Origin of the sequence: Agarivorans sp. Z349TD_8, from assembly GCF_050870825.2 — a bacterium.
Classification (GTDB): domain Bacteria; phylum Pseudomonadota; class Gammaproteobacteria; order Enterobacterales; family Celerinatantimonadaceae; genus Agarivorans.
Map to the genome: position 1 here is coordinate 1,894,530 of NZ_CP194037.2, position 16,759 is coordinate 1,911,288.

The following is a 16,759-nucleotide window of genomic DNA, read 5'->3' on the forward strand; positions in this document are numbered from 1 at the left end:
TGGGGGCCGAAACCTAAGGGCGGTAGCGTTTTTAATTTGATGTTCTATCTAAAGTACTATATTTCAACAAATCAATTTATCTACTTAGAAAATGAGCGTATTAATCACTTTGTAAGTTTACGTAAGCAACGTAGTTGAAGTAATATGTAGCCAGTTATTATTAACGTTTTAATTTGATTGAAACTCCGCAACCTAGTTTGAGAAAGAGAATATAACGGAATGAAATTTGGACTAAAAAGTCTTATCGCGATCTGCTTGGTAGCTTGTTCACAGAATGTTTTCGCTGTAAATGTAAGCCCAGAACAGATGCAGATGCTTAAGGCGCTTCCCGCAGAGCAACAGGCGGCACTTGCGAAGCAATATGGCGTGGATGTTTCTCAACTTAATTCGTCAAATGCATCTCAGGAGGAAGTTTTGGCTGCTCCAAAACTTCCCGAAAAACGCAATACTCAGGAAGACGAAGAGCAAAATATAGCAAAAAAGAATAGTGCGGGGCAGGTTGAAGAACTACAGCGCTTTGGTTTAGACGTATTTGCGACCCAACCGGCAACTTTTGCTCCCTTAAGCAATGTGCCAGTAACCGATAATTATCGACTAGGGCCTGGTGACACCTTAGTTGTTCAATTATTTGGTAAAGAAAACAGTAAATTTGAATTTCGGGTGAATCGTTATGGCTCGATTAGTTTTCCCGAATTGGGTCCGGTTAATGTCGCGGGCTTAAGTTTTTCAGAAGTAAAAGAGTTACTCACTAAGACGATTTCGGAGAAGAAAATTGGAGTGCGCAGCAGTATCACCATGGGTGAACTGCGCAGCATCGAAGTTTTTGTGCTTGGCGAAGCCTATCAGCCGGGTAAATATTTAGTCAGTTCTTTGTCGACGATGACACATGCCTTATACGCCAGTGGAGGGGTCAATGGTAAGGGCAGCTTAAGAGATATTCGTTTACTTCGAGACGGTAAGTTAGTGAATCGTTTGGATGTGTATGATTTGCTGATTAATGGAGATACTTCTGATGACTTGCAGCTACGTTCTGGCGATGTGATTTTCATTGCCCCTTTGGGACCGACTGCGAGCATAGATGGAGAAGTCGTCCGCCCTGCAATTTATGAGCTAAATGACCATGAAACGGTAAAAGACCTTGTCTCTATGGCTGGTGGATATACAACCAAAGCTTATAAAAATTCAGTCAGTTTTGAGCGGATTACTAAAGAAGGTTTAATTGATTTAAATACCCTCGATTTAAACAACAAAACAGATTTATCTAAAAGACTGAATAATGGCGATTTTTTAACTATAGACGCTATCGTCAAACATACCAAAAATTATGTTTCAGTGAAAGGTAACGTGGTTCGCGAAGGCCGTTTTCAGTGGCGAGCAGGTATCAAAGTGTCAGACCTGTTTCCGAGCATTCATCGCAGTTTGTATCAAAGTAGTGACCTCAATTATGCCTTGGTCGTGAGGCGTAAACCGGATCAAACGATTAAAGTTCTACAAATCAATTTAGGTCTGGCGATTAGTAATAAACAATCACAAAGCAATATTGAATTAAACGCCGAAGATGAGATATTAGTCTTCACCAAATATGACCTCGCTAAGTTTGACGATGCTTTTTCCATCGCGACTAACGAAAAGGATGTATTGTCAGTTGATGCTGCCGAAATTAATGCCAAGGTAGAAGAGACTGAACACGCGCAGAATAAAACCGTTGGTAACATCCAAGGTGATGACGGTTATGACTTTGAGCGTGCATCTCAGTTAACTCGTATACCCGTGGAGCAAATTAAAAAAGCATTCGCATCCACCCGAGAAAAGTTACTTGCACCAGTGTTAACGCTGCTGCAGGGTCAGTCATCTATTCATGATGATGCCCATCTCGTAGAAATATTTGGTGAAGTGAAATTTCCAGGTGTTTATCCCATCACTGATAAAAACACCATTAAAGACTTAATTACGGCAGCTGGCGGACTAAATAATGGTGCTTATGCGCAACATAGCGAACTTTCGCGCACTGTTGTTCGGGATGGCCATGCGAAAGTTAACGTATTGCGTTTAAATCTTAATGATGCCTTGCAAAATAATCCGGCGGATAATTTGGTGTTGCAGTCGCGTGACCGACTCAATGTATTGGCGGTTCCTAATTTACGTAAACAACGTACCGTGAATATACAAGGGGAAGTGCGTTTTCCTGGAACATACGTGATTAAACGCGGCGAGACTTTGGGGGCGGTGATTAAGCGTGCGGGTGGCTTAACCGACTACGCTCACGAAGACGGTGCGGTATTTACGCGTGAGGCGTTGCGTTTACGAGAACAAAAACAGATTGACTCCTATGCTGAGGCGATCCGCCAAGAGGTAGCGAAGAAGAGTTTACGGCAAACCGGACCCGGCAGTTTTTCTTCATCGGCATCGCCTTCCGAGCAGTTGGCTCTAATTGAAGAGATGAGTTCAACCAAGGCTTTGGGGCGAATGGTGGTTGATTTACCGGCTATTTTGGCACATGACGATTCCAAAGATTTTATGTTGGAAGATCAAGATTTACTTTATGTGCCGCAATATCGCAATACAGTCACGATTATGGGTGAAGTACAAATCTCGACATCTTATTTGTTAGACGAGAAGTATAGCTATAAAGATTATATTAATTTTGCTGGTGGGACTAAAAAACAAGCCGATGAAGATCGGGTGTTTGTGGTTAAAGCAAATGGAGCAGTCTATAAACCCGAATCAGGATTTTGGTTTAAAAACAACTCTCAAGATTTACAACCGGGTGACACAATTGTAGTCCCTATTGATACCGACTACCGTGATGCGTTAAGTATGTGGACGGCGGTAACTCAAATTATGTATCAAATAGGTGTTGCGGTTAACGTTATTAAGTAACTGTACATTATTTCGGGCCTTGGTTTGCGCTAAGGCTATTGCTTTATCTAACTTATCGGTATTTGACTTAACTATGAACAGCAGTACGCCACAGCAACATCAGCAGCGGTTTCAAGATTATCCGCCTCAGTTTCAGCAGCAAGAGGATGAAATTGACTTACGTGAGTTATTTGCTGTTATTTGGCGTGGTAAATGGCTAATTTTAGCCTGTACCACGCTTTTTGCAGTGGCAGCGGTTTTTTTTGCAATTAGCCAACCCAATATTTACCGTGCAAACGCCTTGTTGGCGGCGACTAATCAAGACAATAATAAACTCAATAGTATGGCTTCGCAGTTTGGTGGTTTGGCATCTTTGGCGGGGATTAACCTTGGCAGCGGAGGCGGAACCGATCAAACAACGCTGGCCATCGAAGTACTCAAATCCAGGCAGTTCTTTAGTGAATTTGTTAATAAATACCATATAAAACCACAGTTGATGGCTGCCTTATCATGGGATCCGATTAGTGGAAAATTGGATTTAAATCCGGAATTATATGATGCAGACTCAAAGGTCTGGGTGCGCGAGGCCAAACCGCCACAACAGCCAGAACCCTCCATGCAAGTTAGCCATGAGTTCTTCTTGAACGGAATTCTGAGCGTCTCTACGAACAAAGAAACTGGTTTAATCACTCTAGCAGTGCAGCATATTTCGCCAGTGGTTGCCCAACAGTGGGTGAGTTGGTTGATTGAAGATATTAACCAAGTGATGAAACAACGTGCTCGTTTAGAAACCATGGCAAATATTAATTATTTAAAACAGCAGCTGGAAAAAACTTCGGTTGCGCAGATGCAGAGTGTTTTCTATCAATTGATTGAAGAGCAGACCAAAACGTTAATGTTAGCCGAGGCCAATGAGGACTTTGTGTTTAAAGTGATTGATCCACCAGTTGTTGCAGAAAAAAAAGTAAAACCTAAACGAGCGTTAATCTGTGTATTAGGGACCTTGTTGGGTGGAATGCTTGGTGTGATGCTGGTACTTATTCGCCATTTTTCTCGAAGCGAACAACAAAGTACAGAAAACAATGAGTAAAATACTCGTGATAGCTTTAAGCTTAAATTTCAAAGGTTGGCAGGGATGAGCATCTTCGTTTTGTCTTTATTTGTAGCATTTGGTGGTACTTTTAGTGCCATTAAATTGTTAAAACCGATTGCGGTGAAACACCAGCTAGTAGATAAACCAAATGAGCGAAAATTGCACGTAGGTGCCATTCCGTTGATTGGTGGGATTGCGGTATATGTGGGTTTTGTATTGTCACTGATGGTGATCGCTCACGGTTATGATGTATCTTTTAAGTATTTTTTACTGGCTTCTGGTGGGATCTTGTTAGTCGGAATGTTGGATGATAAATACGATTTAAGTGTACGCCTCCGGATGTTTTGTCAAGCCGTGGCTGCTAGTGTCATGATGTTTGCCAGTGGAGATAGAATTGAAAATTTAGGTAACTTACTTGCTTTTGGTGATATTCATTTAGGATGGATTTCTATCCCCTTTACTTTGTTAGCGGTTATGGGCGCGATTAATGCCTATAACATGGTGGATGGTATCGATGGTCTTGTGGGCGGCGTAACTTTTAGTAGTATGTTGTCGTTGTCTTTGCTGTTTATATTGGAAGGCTATCTAATCGAATCATGGATAGCAATGTGTTTGGTAGTATCGCTGATCCCTTATCTTATTTTTAACCTCACACGTGCCGATAACCCCAACCGTACAAAGATTTTCATGGGGGACGCGGGTTCAATGTTTGTAGGCCTGAGTGTGGTTTGGTTACTAGCCATTGGCTCTCAAGGGGAATCAGCAGCATTTAATCCAGTGACTTCACTATGGGTTATTGCGATTCCTCTGATGGATATGGCCGGAGTGATGATCCGTCGCAAACGTAAAGGCTGCTCTCCTTTTAAGCCTGACCGAGATCATCTTCACCACATTTTCATGCGTGCAGGCTTTAACTCCAAACAAACACTTATTTGTATTACTAGTTTAAGTTTTACTATTTCTATGTTTGGCGTGCTACTCAATCACTTCAACGTCCCTGATTGGTTCTCCTTTGGGCTGTTTCTCGCGGTTTTTGCTGGGTACTTGACGGCTTTACGATATATTTGGCGTTTGCTAAAAGCATTTCGAAAAATCGAAGCATTTCGGCGAATGCGACGTGTGAATCAAATAAAGCTATCGAGAAGTTATAAGCACAAAAGCGTTTAGAATAAGACAGTGCATATGGTGGTCAGCTGTTGCGGGCGAAAATCCTAAATTCGAAGACATCAGAATATTACAAGGGCTGGCAATAAATAACCTGCCTTAAAACGAATAAAGTGTGCCGTGGCAAGCAGGCTATGTCTAGGTCGGCTTTATCAAATATGATTAATAAGATAGTGTAGCAATGCTTGAAGTAGAAACATTTAAAACCGTTATTCAATCGACACCTTTGGTGTCGATTGATCTTATTGTGCGTAATGCGAGCGGTCAAATACTATTAGGTAAACGCAACAATCGCCCAGCCAAAGGTTATTGGTTTGTGCCAGGCGGTCGCGTATTGAAAGACGAGCCCTTGGATACAGCATTCCCACGCTTGATGAGGCAAGAGCTTGGCTTAGATAACGCACCTTCAAGCTTTAAAGGTGTTTACCAGCATTTTTATGAAGATAACTTTTTATCTGATGATTTTAGCACGCACTATGTGGCGCTCGCTTACGAAATAGTGGTCGACGGCGAATTGCCTAAGTTACCTGAAGAACAGCATTGCGAATATCATTGGTTCGATGAAGCTGACTTATTAAGCAATGAGTTGGTACATCGTCATACTCAGTGGTACTTTCAAGCAGATAAACGCGCCGATCAATTTTTTATGTAACGAATTTAGCGTAGGCATAGTTGTTTGTATTTAGCTTAAACGAATTAATTTAGTAAATAAGGTTTATTCTATGATTACTCCAGTGATTATGGCTGGTGGCACAGGTTCGCGCTTGTGGCCATTAAGTCGTGCTCTATATCCAAAACAGTTTTTGGCCTTAACCAGTGAACATTCGATGCTCCAAGAAACGCTGGCGCGTATGGCGGGTGTAGAGACCAATAAGCCGTTGATTATTTGTAATGAAGAGCACCGTTTTATTGTAGCTGAGCAGTTAAGAGCGATGGAGCAGCCAGCATCAATAATTCTCGAACCGGTTGGTCGAAATACCGCTCCTGCGGTTGCTATCGCTGCTGAGGCTGTGGAGGGTGATGATCCTATATTATTAGTATTGGCTGCGGATCACGTTATTCAAGACCCTGCTGCTTTTCGTGAGGTTATCAATAATGCTATTCCCTTAGCAGAAGCTGGTAAATTGGTCACTTTTGGCATTGTAGCCGATAAAGCGCACACTGGTTATGGCTATATTCAACGCGGTGAGTCTATCGCGGATACAACTGGTTATGTAGTTGAACATTTTATTGAAAAACCTGATGCGGACACTGCGGCTGAGTACGTAAAAAGTGGTGAGTTTTATTGGAACAGCGGCATGTTTTTATTTAAAGCTAGTCGCTATTTGGAAGAGCTTACAGCGTTTAGGCCCGATATAGCCCAAGCTTGCACTCAAGCTATGAATAATACCGTGCAAGACCAAGACTTTATCCGCCTAGATAGCGAAGCATTTGCTTTGTGCCCCGATGAATCTATTGATTATGCGGTGATGGAGCAGACTAAAGATGCAGTCGTGGTGCCTTTAGATGCAGGTTGGAATGATATCGGTTCGTGGTCTTCCTTATGGGAAGTGAACGCAAAAGATGAAAATGAAAATGTATGTTCGGGGGATGCGTTGCTGCACGATACAAGCAACTGCTTGGTGCATGGCGGTGACCGTCTTATTGCTACCATTGGGCTAAACGATGTGGTAGTTATAGATACTAAAGACGCATTACTAGTAGCCGAAAAATCCCGAGTACAAGAAGTTAAAACGATCGTTGAGCGACTTAAGTTGGATAAACGCTGTGAGTTTGAAAACCATCGTGAAGTTTACCGACCTTGGGGAAAATATGACTCTATTGGTATTGGTGCCCGCGATCAAGTTAAACGTATTACGGTAAAGCCGGGTGGTAAGTTGTCGATTCAAAAACATTATCACCGTGCCGAGCATTGGATTGTGGTATCGGGAACTGCGAGTGTACTGCGAGGCGAAGAAACGCAATTAGTTACTGAAAACCAATCTATTTATATTCCCTTGGGTACCGTTCATGCCTTAGAAAACCCAGGAAAGATCCCCTTAGAAATGATTGAAGTGCAAACTGGTAGTTATCTTGGAGAAGATGACATTGTTCGCTTCGAAGATAAGTATGGTCGAGTATAAGGAGCGAGCATGTCAACGGTAAGTAATTTAACCAGCAGTAAAATAATTGAAGATAGTGGTGTTGCCTTTGGTACTAGTGGTGCGAGGGGCTTAGTGACGCAGTTGACAGCGAATGTATGTGCTGCATTTACACATGCGTTTATCGAGAGTATGCGTGCTAATTTTAGCTTTGATATGGTCGGCATAGCGATAGATAATCGCCCTAGCAGCTATGCCATGGCACAGGCTTGTGTTATAGCCCTTAAGCAGCAAGGTATCCAGTTTGTCTATTATGGGGTGGTGCCAACACCTGCGCTTGCATATGTGGCGCAAGAAGACAACATGCCGGCTATTATGGTCACCGGTAGCCATATCCCTTTTGATAGAAATGGCCTTAAATTTTATCGTCCGGATGGCGAGATCTCAAAAGTTGACGAACAGACCATTATTAAAGCATCTGTATCCTTTGGACCGCTTGAGTGCCTACCAGAACTAGAGGTGAATAGCCGCGCTGCAGATGAATACATCACACGTTATACCTCGCTGTTTCATGAACCGTTTTTAACTGGTAAGCGAATTGGTGTTTACGAACATTCGAGTGCGGGTAGAGACTTATATTATCGAATTTTTGAAGCCTTAGGTGCAGAGGTGGTGGCTATCGAACGTAGCGACAGTTTTGTACCTATTGATACTGAGGCAGTATCGCAAGAGGATAAGCAAAAAGCGAGAGAGTGGGCGCAACAGTACAGCCTTGATTTAGTGTTCTCTACGGATGGCGATGGTGATAGACCGTTAGTAGCAGATGAGAATGGTGATTGGTTACGCGGCGATATTTTGGGGCTGCTATGTGCAGAAGCACTAAATATTAGTGCCTTGGCCATTCCGGTGAGCTGTAATACTTCAATTGAATTAAGTCAAAAATTTGAATGTGTTAAGCGCACTAAAATTGGTTCGCCTTATGTTATCGGAGAATTCGAGCCATTGAGCAAGCAGTACAGATCCGTCGCGGGCTTTGAAGCTAATGGTGGTTTTTTACTAGGCAGCGATACACTAGTCTACGGTAAGGTGTTAAAAGCCCTACCAACCAGAGACGCGGTATTACCAGCAATCATGTTGTTAGTGGCAGCGCAAAACACGAGTATTAGCGCGTTGGTCGCAGGCTTACCCCAACGGTTTACCGATAGTGACCGGATCCAAAATTTTGCGACAGCAAAAAGCCAGCAAATCGTCGCAGATGGCGTAAAAGATCCGCAGTTATTAATACAACAGTTGGGTTTTGGCGACTTCGATGTAGTATCTGTGGATACTACTGACGGCTTGAGAATTGAGCTTGCCAATCAGCTGTTTGTACATTTACGCCCGTCAGGCAATGCCCCTGAATTACGCTGTTATGCCGAGGCTGCTACTGCTGAGCAAGCTATTGAGTGTGTACAAAGAAGTTTAACTAATATTAGGTCTCTATAAACCTACTATTAGAAAGTTTAATTGATTAAAAATGTCGAGTTGGAATTAAGTAATGTCTAAAAATAAAGTTGCCTTAATTACGGGTGTGACCGGTCAAGATGGTTCTTACTTAGCAGAGCTGTTGTTAGAAAAAGGCTATGAAGTTCATGGTATTAAGCGACGTGCATCCTCACTGAATACCGAGCGTGTTGACCATATTTATCAAGATAATCATGAACAGAATCAAAAGTTCTTTTTGCATTATGGTGATTTAACGGATTCGTCTAACCTTACGCGTATTATCAAGGATGTGCAGCCTGATGAAGTCTATAACTTAGGTGCTCAGTCACATGTTGCTGTTTCGTTTGAGTGCCCAGAGTACACTGCAGATGTTGATGCAATGGGAACATTGCGTTTATTAGAAGCAATACGTTTTTTAGGCTTGGAAAAGAAAACTAAATTTTACCAAGCCTCGACTTCAGAACTTTACGGTGAAGTTCAAGAAATCCCACAAAAAGAAACCACGCCTTTTCATCCTCGTTCACCGTATGCGGTAGCCAAAATGTATGCTTACTGGATCGTGGTGAACTACCGTGAGTCCTACGGTATGTATGCCTGTAACGGCATTTTGTTTAATCATGAATCGCCTCGCCGTGGTGAAACATTTGTGACCCGTAAGATTACACGTGCCATCTCGAATATTGCTCAGGGTTTAGAAAAATGTTTGTACTTAGGTAATATGGATGCGCTACGTGACTGGGGCCATGCAAAAGATTATGTGCGTATGCAATGGATGATGTTGCAACAAGATAACGCAGATGATTTTGTTATCGCTACAGGTAAACAAATTAGTGTACGTGAGTTTGTTTCCTTAGCGGCCAAAGAAGCTGGCATTGAACTTGAATTCTCAGGCGAGGGTATAGAAGAAATCGCTAGGGTTAAATCAATTACCGGTGATAACGCCCCAGCGTTAAAAGCCGGTGATGTTATAGTACGCGTTGATCCGCGTTACTTCCGACCCGCCGAGGTTGAGACTCTTTTAGGTGATCCGTCTAAAGCTAAAGATAAGTTAGGGTGGGTACCGCAAATTACCGTAGAGCAAATGTGTGCTGAAATGGTTCAATATGACTTAGGTAAAGCAAAGCAATACGCTTTGTTGAAAGCGCATGGCCACAAAGTATCAATTGCTATTGAAAATCAAGGTTAGTTTATGACGGGTCTGAATAATAAAATCTATGTGGCCGGACACCGAGGTATGGTGGGCTCGGCGTTAGTGCGACAACTTAAAGCAAACGGTTATACTCATATCGTCACGCGTACGCGAAGTGAGTTGGATTTAACCAATCAGCAAGCGGTTGCTGATTTTTTTAAGAGCGAGAAGATAGACCAAGTCTACTTAGCGGCTGCTAAGGTGGGAGGGATTGTGGCGAACAATATTTACCCGGCTGATTTCATCTATGAAAACTTGATGATTCAATCCAATATCATTCATAGCGCTCATGCCAACGATATTCAAAAGCTACTCTTCTTAGGCTCGTCTTGTATTTACCCCAAGTTAGCACCGCAGCCAATGAAAGAATCGGCATTGTTGACAGGTTATCTTGAAGAAACCAATGAACCTTATGCTATAGCCAAAATCGCTGGCATCAAGCTGTGTGAAAGTTATAATCGCCAATATGGTCGTGATTACCGTAGCGTAATGCCGACTAATTTGTACGGGCCTAATGATAATTTTCACCCAGAGAATAGTCATGTTATCCCCGCCCTCATTCGACGTTTCCATGAAGCAAAAATAAATGGAGACAAAGAAGTGATTGCTTGGGGTAGTGGTAAACCGATGCGTGAGTTTTTATATGTGGATGACATGGCTGCAGCTTCTATTCATGTTATGAACTTGGATTCAACTATTTATGCCGAAAATACTAAGCCAATGTTAAGCCATATCAATGTGGGCACTGGTGTTGATTGTACTATACGGGAGCTGGTTCAAACCGTAGCTAGAGTTGTTGGTTATAAAGGAACTATCGGCTTTGATGCTAGCAAACCTGATGGAACACCTAGAAAACTAATGAATGTGGATAGATTGAATAGTATGGGATGGTGCTCGTCAATCCATTTAGAAGCGGGACTAAATATGACTTACCAGTGGTTTATTAATAATGAACTCGAGATGAGAAGCGCGTGAAAAGTAATTATCCGATTAATGGTTGTCAAAAATAATTGGTTTTTAGTTTTTTTTATAAAACAGTAATATTTTAAATGTCATATAAAATAGAAGTACTACCATCTGGTGTTAGTTTTAAGTCTGATAAAAATTTATTAGATGATGCTATTTCTCAATCTACACCTCTAGAGCACAGTTGTAAAACAGGTGAGTGCGGGGTGTGTAGTGCGGAGCTAGTGACGGGTTCCGTCCAAAATGAACATGGTGATATTGTCACGGAAGGCAGAGTGCTAACTTGTCAGTCCAAAGCACTTTCTGATGTGACTCTAAAGGCTAATTATTATCCCGAATTAGCCCATATTAAAGCATGTACATTGCCTTGTAAGGTATCGGACGTAGTGTATCCAACCGATGATATTGTAGTCTTGACTTTGCGGGTCCCTCCTACGGCTAAGTTTGATTATTTGCCTGGTCAGTATATTGATTTGAGCTTTAAGGGGGTAAAGCGCAGTTATTCAATAGCAAATGCAATGGCTGGCACTAAAGAACTTGAACTTCACATTCGTCAGGTTCCCGATGGGAAAATGTCGGAACTGCTATTTGGTCAAGTTAAAGAAAATCAATTGATGCGTTTAGAAGGACCAAAAGGAACATTTTTTCTTCGCGGCAATAATAAGCCCATAATCATGTTGGCTACGGGGACAGGTATTGCACCTATAAAAGCGATGGTAGAGCAGCTGGTTATTGCAGAGAATAGGCGTGAGGTTTTCATCTATTGGGGAATGCGATTCGAAAATGAGTTGTATTGTAGAGAGTTAGAAAACATGAGTGCGTGCTATCAACATATACATTTCTTTCCTGTGTTGTCACGGGAAACAAATTGGGGTGGGCGAAAAGGATATGTTCAAGATGTTGTTTGTAATCAATTCCCTTCGTTAGAGCATTACGAGGTCTACGCATGTGGTGCGTTAGACATGATTAATGATGCTAAAAACAAATTTTTAAATCGAAATTTGCCAAAAGATGCATTTCATTCTGATGCATTTACTCCGGCAAAAACTAATTAGTTGGAGATACCAATGAAAGCAGTAATCCTAGCCGGTGGTTTAGGTACGCGCCTTAGTGAAGAAACTTCGGTAAAGCCTAAGCCTATGGTTGAAATTGGCGGTAAGCCGATACTGTGGCATATCATGAAACAGTATTCTGCCCATGGAATCAATGATTTTGTTATCTGTTGTGGTTACAAGGGCTACGTGATCAAGGAATATTTTGCTAATTATTTCTTACACATGTCAGACGTTACTTTTGATATGAAACAAAATGAAATGGTTGTACATCGTAAGCGCGCGGAACCATGGTCTGTCACTTTAGTTGACACCGGTGATAACTCTATGACTGGAGGGCGCTTAGCGAGAGTAGCTGAGCATGTTAAAGAAGAAGATGCTTTTTGTTTTACTTATGGTGATGGTGTTGGAGATATGGACATATCTGCAACTATCGATTTTCATAAAACCCACGGTAAGAAAGCGACCTTAACCGCGACTTATCCCCCCGGCCGATTTGGTGCTTTAGATATCAGCGGTGGTAAAGTTAATAGCTTTAAAGAAAAACCTAAAGGCGATGGTGCCATGATTAACGGTGGTTTCTTCGTGCTGTCCCCAGAAGTACTTGATTACATCGATGGTGATGCGTGTGTGTGGGAGCAGGAACCGTTAAATAAGTTAGCCGCTAGTGGAGAGTTAATGGCTTATGAACATCAAGGTTTTTGGCAACCGATGGATACGCTTAGAGATAAGGTTTTGTTAGAAGAATTGTGGCAAGCCAAGAAAGCTCCGTGGAAAATTTGGAAATAATTTAATGAACCCAAAATTTTGGAAAGGGAAAAAGGTATTTGTTACCGGCCATACCGGGTTTAAGGGTGGTTGGTTATGCCTATGGCTTCAAGAAATGGGCGCTGTGGTTAAGGGTTACGCGTTAGCGGCGCCAACGACACCTAGTCTATTTATAGAAGCTAACGTCGCTGAAGGTATGGAGTCAGAAGAAGGTGATATCCGAGATTTTTATCAGCTATTGAAATCAATCTCAGATTTTAAGCCTGAAATTGTAATCCATATGGCAGCGCAACCGCTTGTGCGATTATCATATGATGCACCGATAGATACATACTCGACTAACGTAATGGGAACGGTACACTTACTGGAAGCTGTAAGGCAAGTTGGTGGGATTAAAGCCGTAGTGAATGTCACTTCAGACAAGTGTTATGAAAATCGTGAGTGGGTATGGGGTTACCGAGAAGATGAAGCAATGGGCGGTTATGACCCTTATAGCAACAGTAAAGGGTGCGCTGAATTAGTAGCATCCTCATATCGGCAATCCTTTTTTAATAAGGCTAATTACCACGAACATGGTTGTGCTTTGGCTTCAGCTAGGGCTGGCAATGTGATTGGAGGGGGAGATTGGGCTGAGGATCGTTTAATCCCTGATATGCTAAATGCCTTTTCTGATAATAAATCAGTAGAAATTCGTAGTCCGTATGCAATTCGACCTTGGCAGCACGTCCTAGAGCCGCTGTCGGGTTATTTGAGTGTGGCTGAGCATTTATATGCTCAAGGCTGTGAATTTGCAGAAGGCTGGAACTTTGGCCCTAGAGATGAAGATGCCAAGCCTGTGGAATGGATTGTTGATAAATTGGTATCTAACTGGGGAGAAGGCGCGAGCTGGACTCTGAGTGATGGTAAACACCCTCATGAAGCTCATTACCTCAAATTAGATTGTTCAAAGGCAAAAATGCGTCTGAATTGGCAAGCTGTCTGGAGTTTAGAGTATACACTAACCAAAATTGTTGGTTGGCAGAAAGCATGGTTAAACGCAGGTGATATGAAACAATACACCGTTAATGAAATTAAAGAATATATGGCAGCAAGAGTAGGAACTAAATAATGTCTAAAGAACAACTAAGAACTCAAATCGCAGATCTCGTAGAGCAATACGCTGCCTTAGAATACGCGCCTAAAGCTTTTGTTGGCGGGGAGTCAGTCGTGCCGCCATCGGGCAAGGTGTTAGGCGCTAACGAGCTAAAAATGATGGTTGAGGCTTCTTTAGATGGTTGGTTAACTACCGGGCGTTTTAATGACGCTTTTGAGAAGCGTTTAGGCGAATACCTTGGCGTTCCGTATGTGTTAACCACCACATCGGGTTCATCGGCAAATTTGCTTGCGATGACTGCTTTAACATCGCCTACATTAGGTGAGCGCCAGTTAAAGCCGGGAGATGAAGTAATTACTGTAGCCGCAGGTTTTCCAACAACAGTGAACCCTGCAATTCAAAACGGCTTAGTTCCTGTATTTGTAGATGTAGATATTCCAACGTATCAAATATTGCCAGAGATGATTGAAGCGGCTGTTTCTGATAAAACCAAAGCAATTATGGTCGCTCACACTTTAGGTAATACCTTCGACCTAACCGAAGCGCGTAGAGTTGCTGATAAATATAACTTGTGGTTAATCGAAGATTGTTGCGATGCGCTAGGCTCTACCTACGATGGTAAAATGGTGGGTACTTTTGGTGATATCGCTACAGTTAGCTTCTATCCTGCACACCATATTACTATGGGTGAAGGCGGTGCTGTATTTACTAAAAATAAAGAACTTCGCAAGTTAATTGAATCATTCAGAGATTGGGGACGTGACTGCTATTGTGCCCCTGGTTGTGATAACACTTGTGGTAAACGTTTTGACCAACAACTTGGCACATTACCAGAAGGTTATGACCATAAATACACTTATTCGCACCTTGGGTACAATTTAAAAATTACTGATATGCAAGCTGCATGTGGTTTAGCTCAAATGGATAGGGTTGAGGATTTAGTTCAGGCTCGTAAAGATAATTTTGTTTATCTTAAAGAAGGACTAGCCTCATGTGGAGAGTTTATCATTTTACCGGAAGCGACCGAAAAGTCTGAGCCATCATGGTTTGGTTTCCCCATTACCATAAAGCCTGATAGTGGAATAGATCGTGTAGAGCTATTAAAGTTTATGGATCAGGTTAAAATTGGTACTCGTTTGTTATTTGCAGGTAACTTGACTCGCCAACCATACTTCGAAAATGTGGAATACCGTGTCGTAGGGGCTTTGACTAATACTGATCTTATTATGAACAATACATTTTGGATTGGGGTATTCCCAGGGTTAACTAAGCAACATTTAGATTTTGTTATTGAAAAATTCGAAGAGTTTTTTGGCGTTAACTTTTAGTCATACCTGAATTCCCATTAGTTGATAAGGTCTTTCTCTATGAACTCTATGTTTGAATTAAGTTATCATCGTGAGGCTAGAAAAAAAAATAATTTCAAAGTTGTAAAGGGTAGTTTAACTAATGGGAAATGTTTAGTTTGCTTTTCTAGTAATGCTATATTTTTTCCTCATACTAATGAAAATTTACACAAACTAATACTGAGTGATTATTATGAGTGGGAGCGAGTAGTAGATAAAGCTAAGTTCGAGAAGTTAATTTTTATTCGCGATATTTATAAACAATGGTATTTAAATGGTATTAATGAAAGTGTTGCCTCGGTTGAAGCTTTAGGTAAGTTAATTAAATATCATACCCAAGGTTTAGAATGCACATATGTCGGGTCTAGTGCGGGAGGGTATGCTGCTGTCATGTTTGGTGAGATTTGTGGCGCGGATAAAATCTTTTCTTTTTCCGGCCAGTTTGAATTAAGCCGAGAAGCTTCAATGGTGAAAAACCCGATTTTGGCTAGTGCTTATACCAATGATTTCGATTACGTTTCGGTTAGTAAAGAGGTTTTTTACTTTTACCCAGCTCATAGTGAAGATGATAAATATCAAGCTAAAAGTGTCGAGAAAAACGGAAAAGTGATTACTGTTAAAATTAATGACGATTTTCATGGTATTCCAATATACCCATTTTCTTTAAAAAAAATACTCCAGTTGGAGTTAAAGGATGTAAGACGGTTATCGGAGAGGCAGCATAATAAATTAATAATATCCCTGAGTTTTATTACTTGGCGAGATTTATTTATCTTTTCTTATAAACGTATTCAAAAGTTAATTAGAACTATTAAGGACTAAATATATAGTTATGAAAATCTTGACTACAGGGGGAACAGGCTTTCTTGGTAGAGAGATAATTACACAACTTTTGGTAGCCAAGCATTCCGTCGTTAATATTGGCAGGCGGTCATTTGGTGATTCAAGAGTGGTAGATTTAAATGTATATGATAATTATGAAGAGTCTGTACGCGAATTTAAGCCTGACTATATTATTCATCTCGCCGCTGCTTTTGATAATACAAATGTTGATGAAATTCTAGATGTAAATATTAAATTCCCACTAAAGCTGCTTGAGTTAGCGAGTCACGTCGGTAGCAATTTTGTATATATCAATACTTATTGGCAACTAGGTTGTGATAATAAAATTCATGCACCTATCGATCTGTATTCAGCTTCAAAGAAGTCAATGACGTCGTTTATGGAATTATACAGTGGATATAAAAGAGTACACTGCAAAGAAATGATGATCTATGGGACCTATGGTTCGACTGATAATCGTGGCAAGTTATTAGACATTTTGATCAACGCTGCTATGTCACAGCAGGCAGTAAAACTATCTCCTGGGGAACAAAAACTTAACTTATTAAATGTGAGAACACTCGCAGCGGAGATCATTAATCATTTAATAATGGAAAATGATTGTATGTATGAGAAGTTGGCTTTTTTCTCAGAACAGAATTATAGCCCGATCGAGTTGGTGGAACTAATTAGAAAAAATAGAGATATAGATGTTGAGTTTGGTGCTATAAAATATCGTGAAACAGAAGTTATGAAACCTGTCTTTGACCCAACATTTAGGTTTGTTATTATGCGTGATGATATTCCAGATTACATTAAGCGATCTTTAAAATGAGAATTA

General features: G+C 41.2%; 14 protein-coding genes. All 14 read left to right on the forward strand.

The genetic code is table 11. The features are described from left to right. Positions 1 to 219 precede the first annotated feature (219 nt). The 14 genes from ACRRS1_RS08630 to ACRRS1_RS08695 all read left to right on the forward strand — a co-directional run bounded on the left by ACRRS1_RS08630 (position 220) and on the right by ACRRS1_RS08695 (position 16,753). A complete protein-coding gene (locus ACRRS1_RS08630) occupies positions 220 to 2,880 on the forward strand; it encodes an SLBB domain-containing protein (protein ID WP_432468012.1) in 2,661 nt (886 codons plus the stop codon). Between the two features lie 73 nt (positions 2,881 to 2,953). After that, on the forward strand, positions 2,954 to 3,949 hold the full coding sequence (locus tag ACRRS1_RS08635; RefSeq protein ID WP_432468011.1) for a Wzz/FepE/Etk N-terminal domain-containing protein: 996 nt from the start codon (positions 2,954 to 2,956) through the stop codon (positions 3,947 to 3,949). 45 nt (positions 3,950 to 3,994) lie between these two features. Continuing rightward, on the forward strand, positions 3,995 to 5,119 hold the full coding sequence (gene wecA, locus ACRRS1_RS08640; protein ID WP_432468010.1) for a UDP-N-acetylglucosamine--undecaprenyl-phosphate N-acetylglucosaminephosphotransferase: 1,125 nt from the start codon (positions 3,995 to 3,997) through the stop codon (positions 5,117 to 5,119). 178 nt (positions 5,120 to 5,297) lie between these two features. Then, positions 5,298 to 5,768 (forward strand): GDP-mannose mannosyl hydrolase, encoded by a 471-nt coding sequence (locus ACRRS1_RS08645; RefSeq protein WP_432468009.1) that lies wholly within the window; start codon positions 5,298 to 5,300, stop codon positions 5,766 to 5,768. A gap of 70 nt (positions 5,769 to 5,838) precedes the next feature. Then, positions 5,839 to 7,239, forward strand: a complete 1,401-nt coding sequence (locus tag ACRRS1_RS08650) for a mannose-1-phosphate guanylyltransferase/mannose-6-phosphate isomerase (protein WP_432468008.1) — start codon at positions 5,839 to 5,841, stop codon at positions 7,237 to 7,239. Between the two features lie 9 nt (positions 7,240 to 7,248). Beyond that, positions 7,249 to 8,682 carry a phosphomannomutase gene (locus tag ACRRS1_RS08655; RefSeq protein WP_432468007.1) on the forward strand — a complete coding sequence of 478 codons (1,434 nt, stop codon included), beginning with the start codon at positions 7,249 to 7,251 and terminating at the stop codon, positions 8,680 to 8,682. Positions 8,683 to 8,734: 52 nt separating this feature from the next. Beyond that, positions 8,735 to 9,868, forward strand: coding sequence for a GDP-mannose 4,6-dehydratase (gene gmd, locus ACRRS1_RS08660; protein ID WP_432468006.1), 1,134 nt, complete (start codon positions 8,735 to 8,737; stop codon positions 9,866 to 9,868). A 3-nt stretch (positions 9,869 to 9,871) separates the two neighbouring features. Beyond that, the gene (fcl, locus tag ACRRS1_RS08665) at positions 9,872 to 10,846 is read left to right on the forward strand and encodes a GDP-L-fucose synthase (RefSeq protein ID WP_432468005.1); all 975 of its coding nucleotides are present in this window, start codon (positions 9,872 to 9,874) and stop codon (positions 10,844 to 10,846) included. Positions 10,847 to 10,920: 74 nt separating this feature from the next. Next, positions 10,921 to 11,892, forward strand: coding sequence for an FAD-binding oxidoreductase (locus ACRRS1_RS08670; RefSeq protein ID WP_432468003.1), 972 nt, complete (start codon positions 10,921 to 10,923; stop codon positions 11,890 to 11,892). Between the two features lie 12 nt (positions 11,893 to 11,904). Further along, entirely contained in the window at positions 11,905 to 12,678 is a 774-nt protein-coding gene (rfbF, locus tag ACRRS1_RS08675; RefSeq protein WP_432468001.1) for a glucose-1-phosphate cytidylyltransferase, read from the forward strand. Between the two features lie 4 nt (positions 12,679 to 12,682). Continuing rightward, complete coding sequence (rfbG, locus tag ACRRS1_RS08680; protein WP_432467999.1) at positions 12,683 to 13,765, forward strand: CDP-glucose 4,6-dehydratase; 1,083 nt, start codon at positions 12,683 to 12,685, stop codon at positions 13,763 to 13,765. After that, positions 13,765 to 15,078, forward strand: coding sequence for a lipopolysaccharide biosynthesis protein RfbH (gene rfbH, locus ACRRS1_RS08685; protein ID WP_432467997.1), 1,314 nt, complete (start codon positions 13,765 to 13,767; stop codon positions 15,076 to 15,078). The genes rfbG and rfbH overlap by 1 nt, the downstream gene beginning before the upstream one ends. Positions 15,079 to 15,126: 48 nt before the next feature. After that, the gene (locus ACRRS1_RS08690; RefSeq protein WP_432467996.1) at positions 15,127 to 15,918 is read left to right on the forward strand and encodes a hypothetical protein; all 792 of its coding nucleotides are present in this window, start codon (positions 15,127 to 15,129) and stop codon (positions 15,916 to 15,918) included. 10 nt (positions 15,919 to 15,928) lie between these two features. Beyond that, positions 15,929 to 16,753 (forward strand): NAD-dependent epimerase/dehydratase family protein, encoded by an 825-nt coding sequence (locus ACRRS1_RS08695; RefSeq protein WP_432467994.1) that lies wholly within the window; start codon positions 15,929 to 15,931, stop codon positions 16,751 to 16,753. The last annotated feature ends 6 nt before the right edge of the window (positions 16,754 to 16,759 follow it).

What these genes read in the sequence shown, in the direction of transcription:
- ACRRS1_RS08630 (WP_432468012.1), top strand. Translation starts at nt 220, where the DNA reads ATGAAATTTGGACTAAAAAGTCTTATCGCGATCTGCTTGGTAGCTTGT.
- ACRRS1_RS08635 (WP_432468011.1), top strand. Translation starts at nt 2,954, where the DNA reads ATGAACAGCAGTACGCCACAGCAACATCAGCAGCGGTTTCAAGATTAT.
- wecA (WP_432468010.1), top strand. Translation starts at nt 3,995, where the DNA reads ATGAGCATCTTCGTTTTGTCTTTATTTGTAGCATTTGGTGGTACTTTT.
- ACRRS1_RS08645 (WP_432468009.1), top strand. Translation starts at nt 5,298, where the DNA reads ATGCTTGAAGTAGAAACATTTAAAACCGTTATTCAATCGACACCTTTG.
- ACRRS1_RS08650 (WP_432468008.1), top strand. Translation starts at nt 5,839, where the DNA reads ATGATTACTCCAGTGATTATGGCTGGTGGCACAGGTTCGCGCTTGTGG.
- ACRRS1_RS08655 (WP_432468007.1), top strand. Translation starts at nt 7,249, where the DNA reads ATGTCAACGGTAAGTAATTTAACCAGCAGTAAAATAATTGAAGATAGT.
- gmd (WP_432468006.1), top strand. Translation starts at nt 8,735, where the DNA reads ATGTCTAAAAATAAAGTTGCCTTAATTACGGGTGTGACCGGTCAAGAT.
- fcl (WP_432468005.1), top strand. Translation starts at nt 9,872, where the DNA reads ATGACGGGTCTGAATAATAAAATCTATGTGGCCGGACACCGAGGTATG.
- ACRRS1_RS08670 (WP_432468003.1), top strand. Translation starts at nt 10,921, where the DNA reads ATGTCATATAAAATAGAAGTACTACCATCTGGTGTTAGTTTTAAGTCT.
- rfbF (WP_432468001.1), top strand. Translation starts at nt 11,905, where the DNA reads ATGAAAGCAGTAATCCTAGCCGGTGGTTTAGGTACGCGCCTTAGTGAA.
- rfbG (WP_432467999.1), top strand. Translation starts at nt 12,683, where the DNA reads ATGAACCCAAAATTTTGGAAAGGGAAAAAGGTATTTGTTACCGGCCAT.
- rfbH (WP_432467997.1), top strand. Translation starts at nt 13,765, where the DNA reads ATGTCTAAAGAACAACTAAGAACTCAAATCGCAGATCTCGTAGAGCAA.
- ACRRS1_RS08690 (WP_432467996.1), top strand. Translation starts at nt 15,127, where the DNA reads ATGTTTGAATTAAGTTATCATCGTGAGGCTAGAAAAAAAAATAATTTC.
- ACRRS1_RS08695 (WP_432467994.1), top strand. Translation starts at nt 15,929, where the DNA reads ATGAAAATCTTGACTACAGGGGGAACAGGCTTTCTTGGTAGAGAGATA.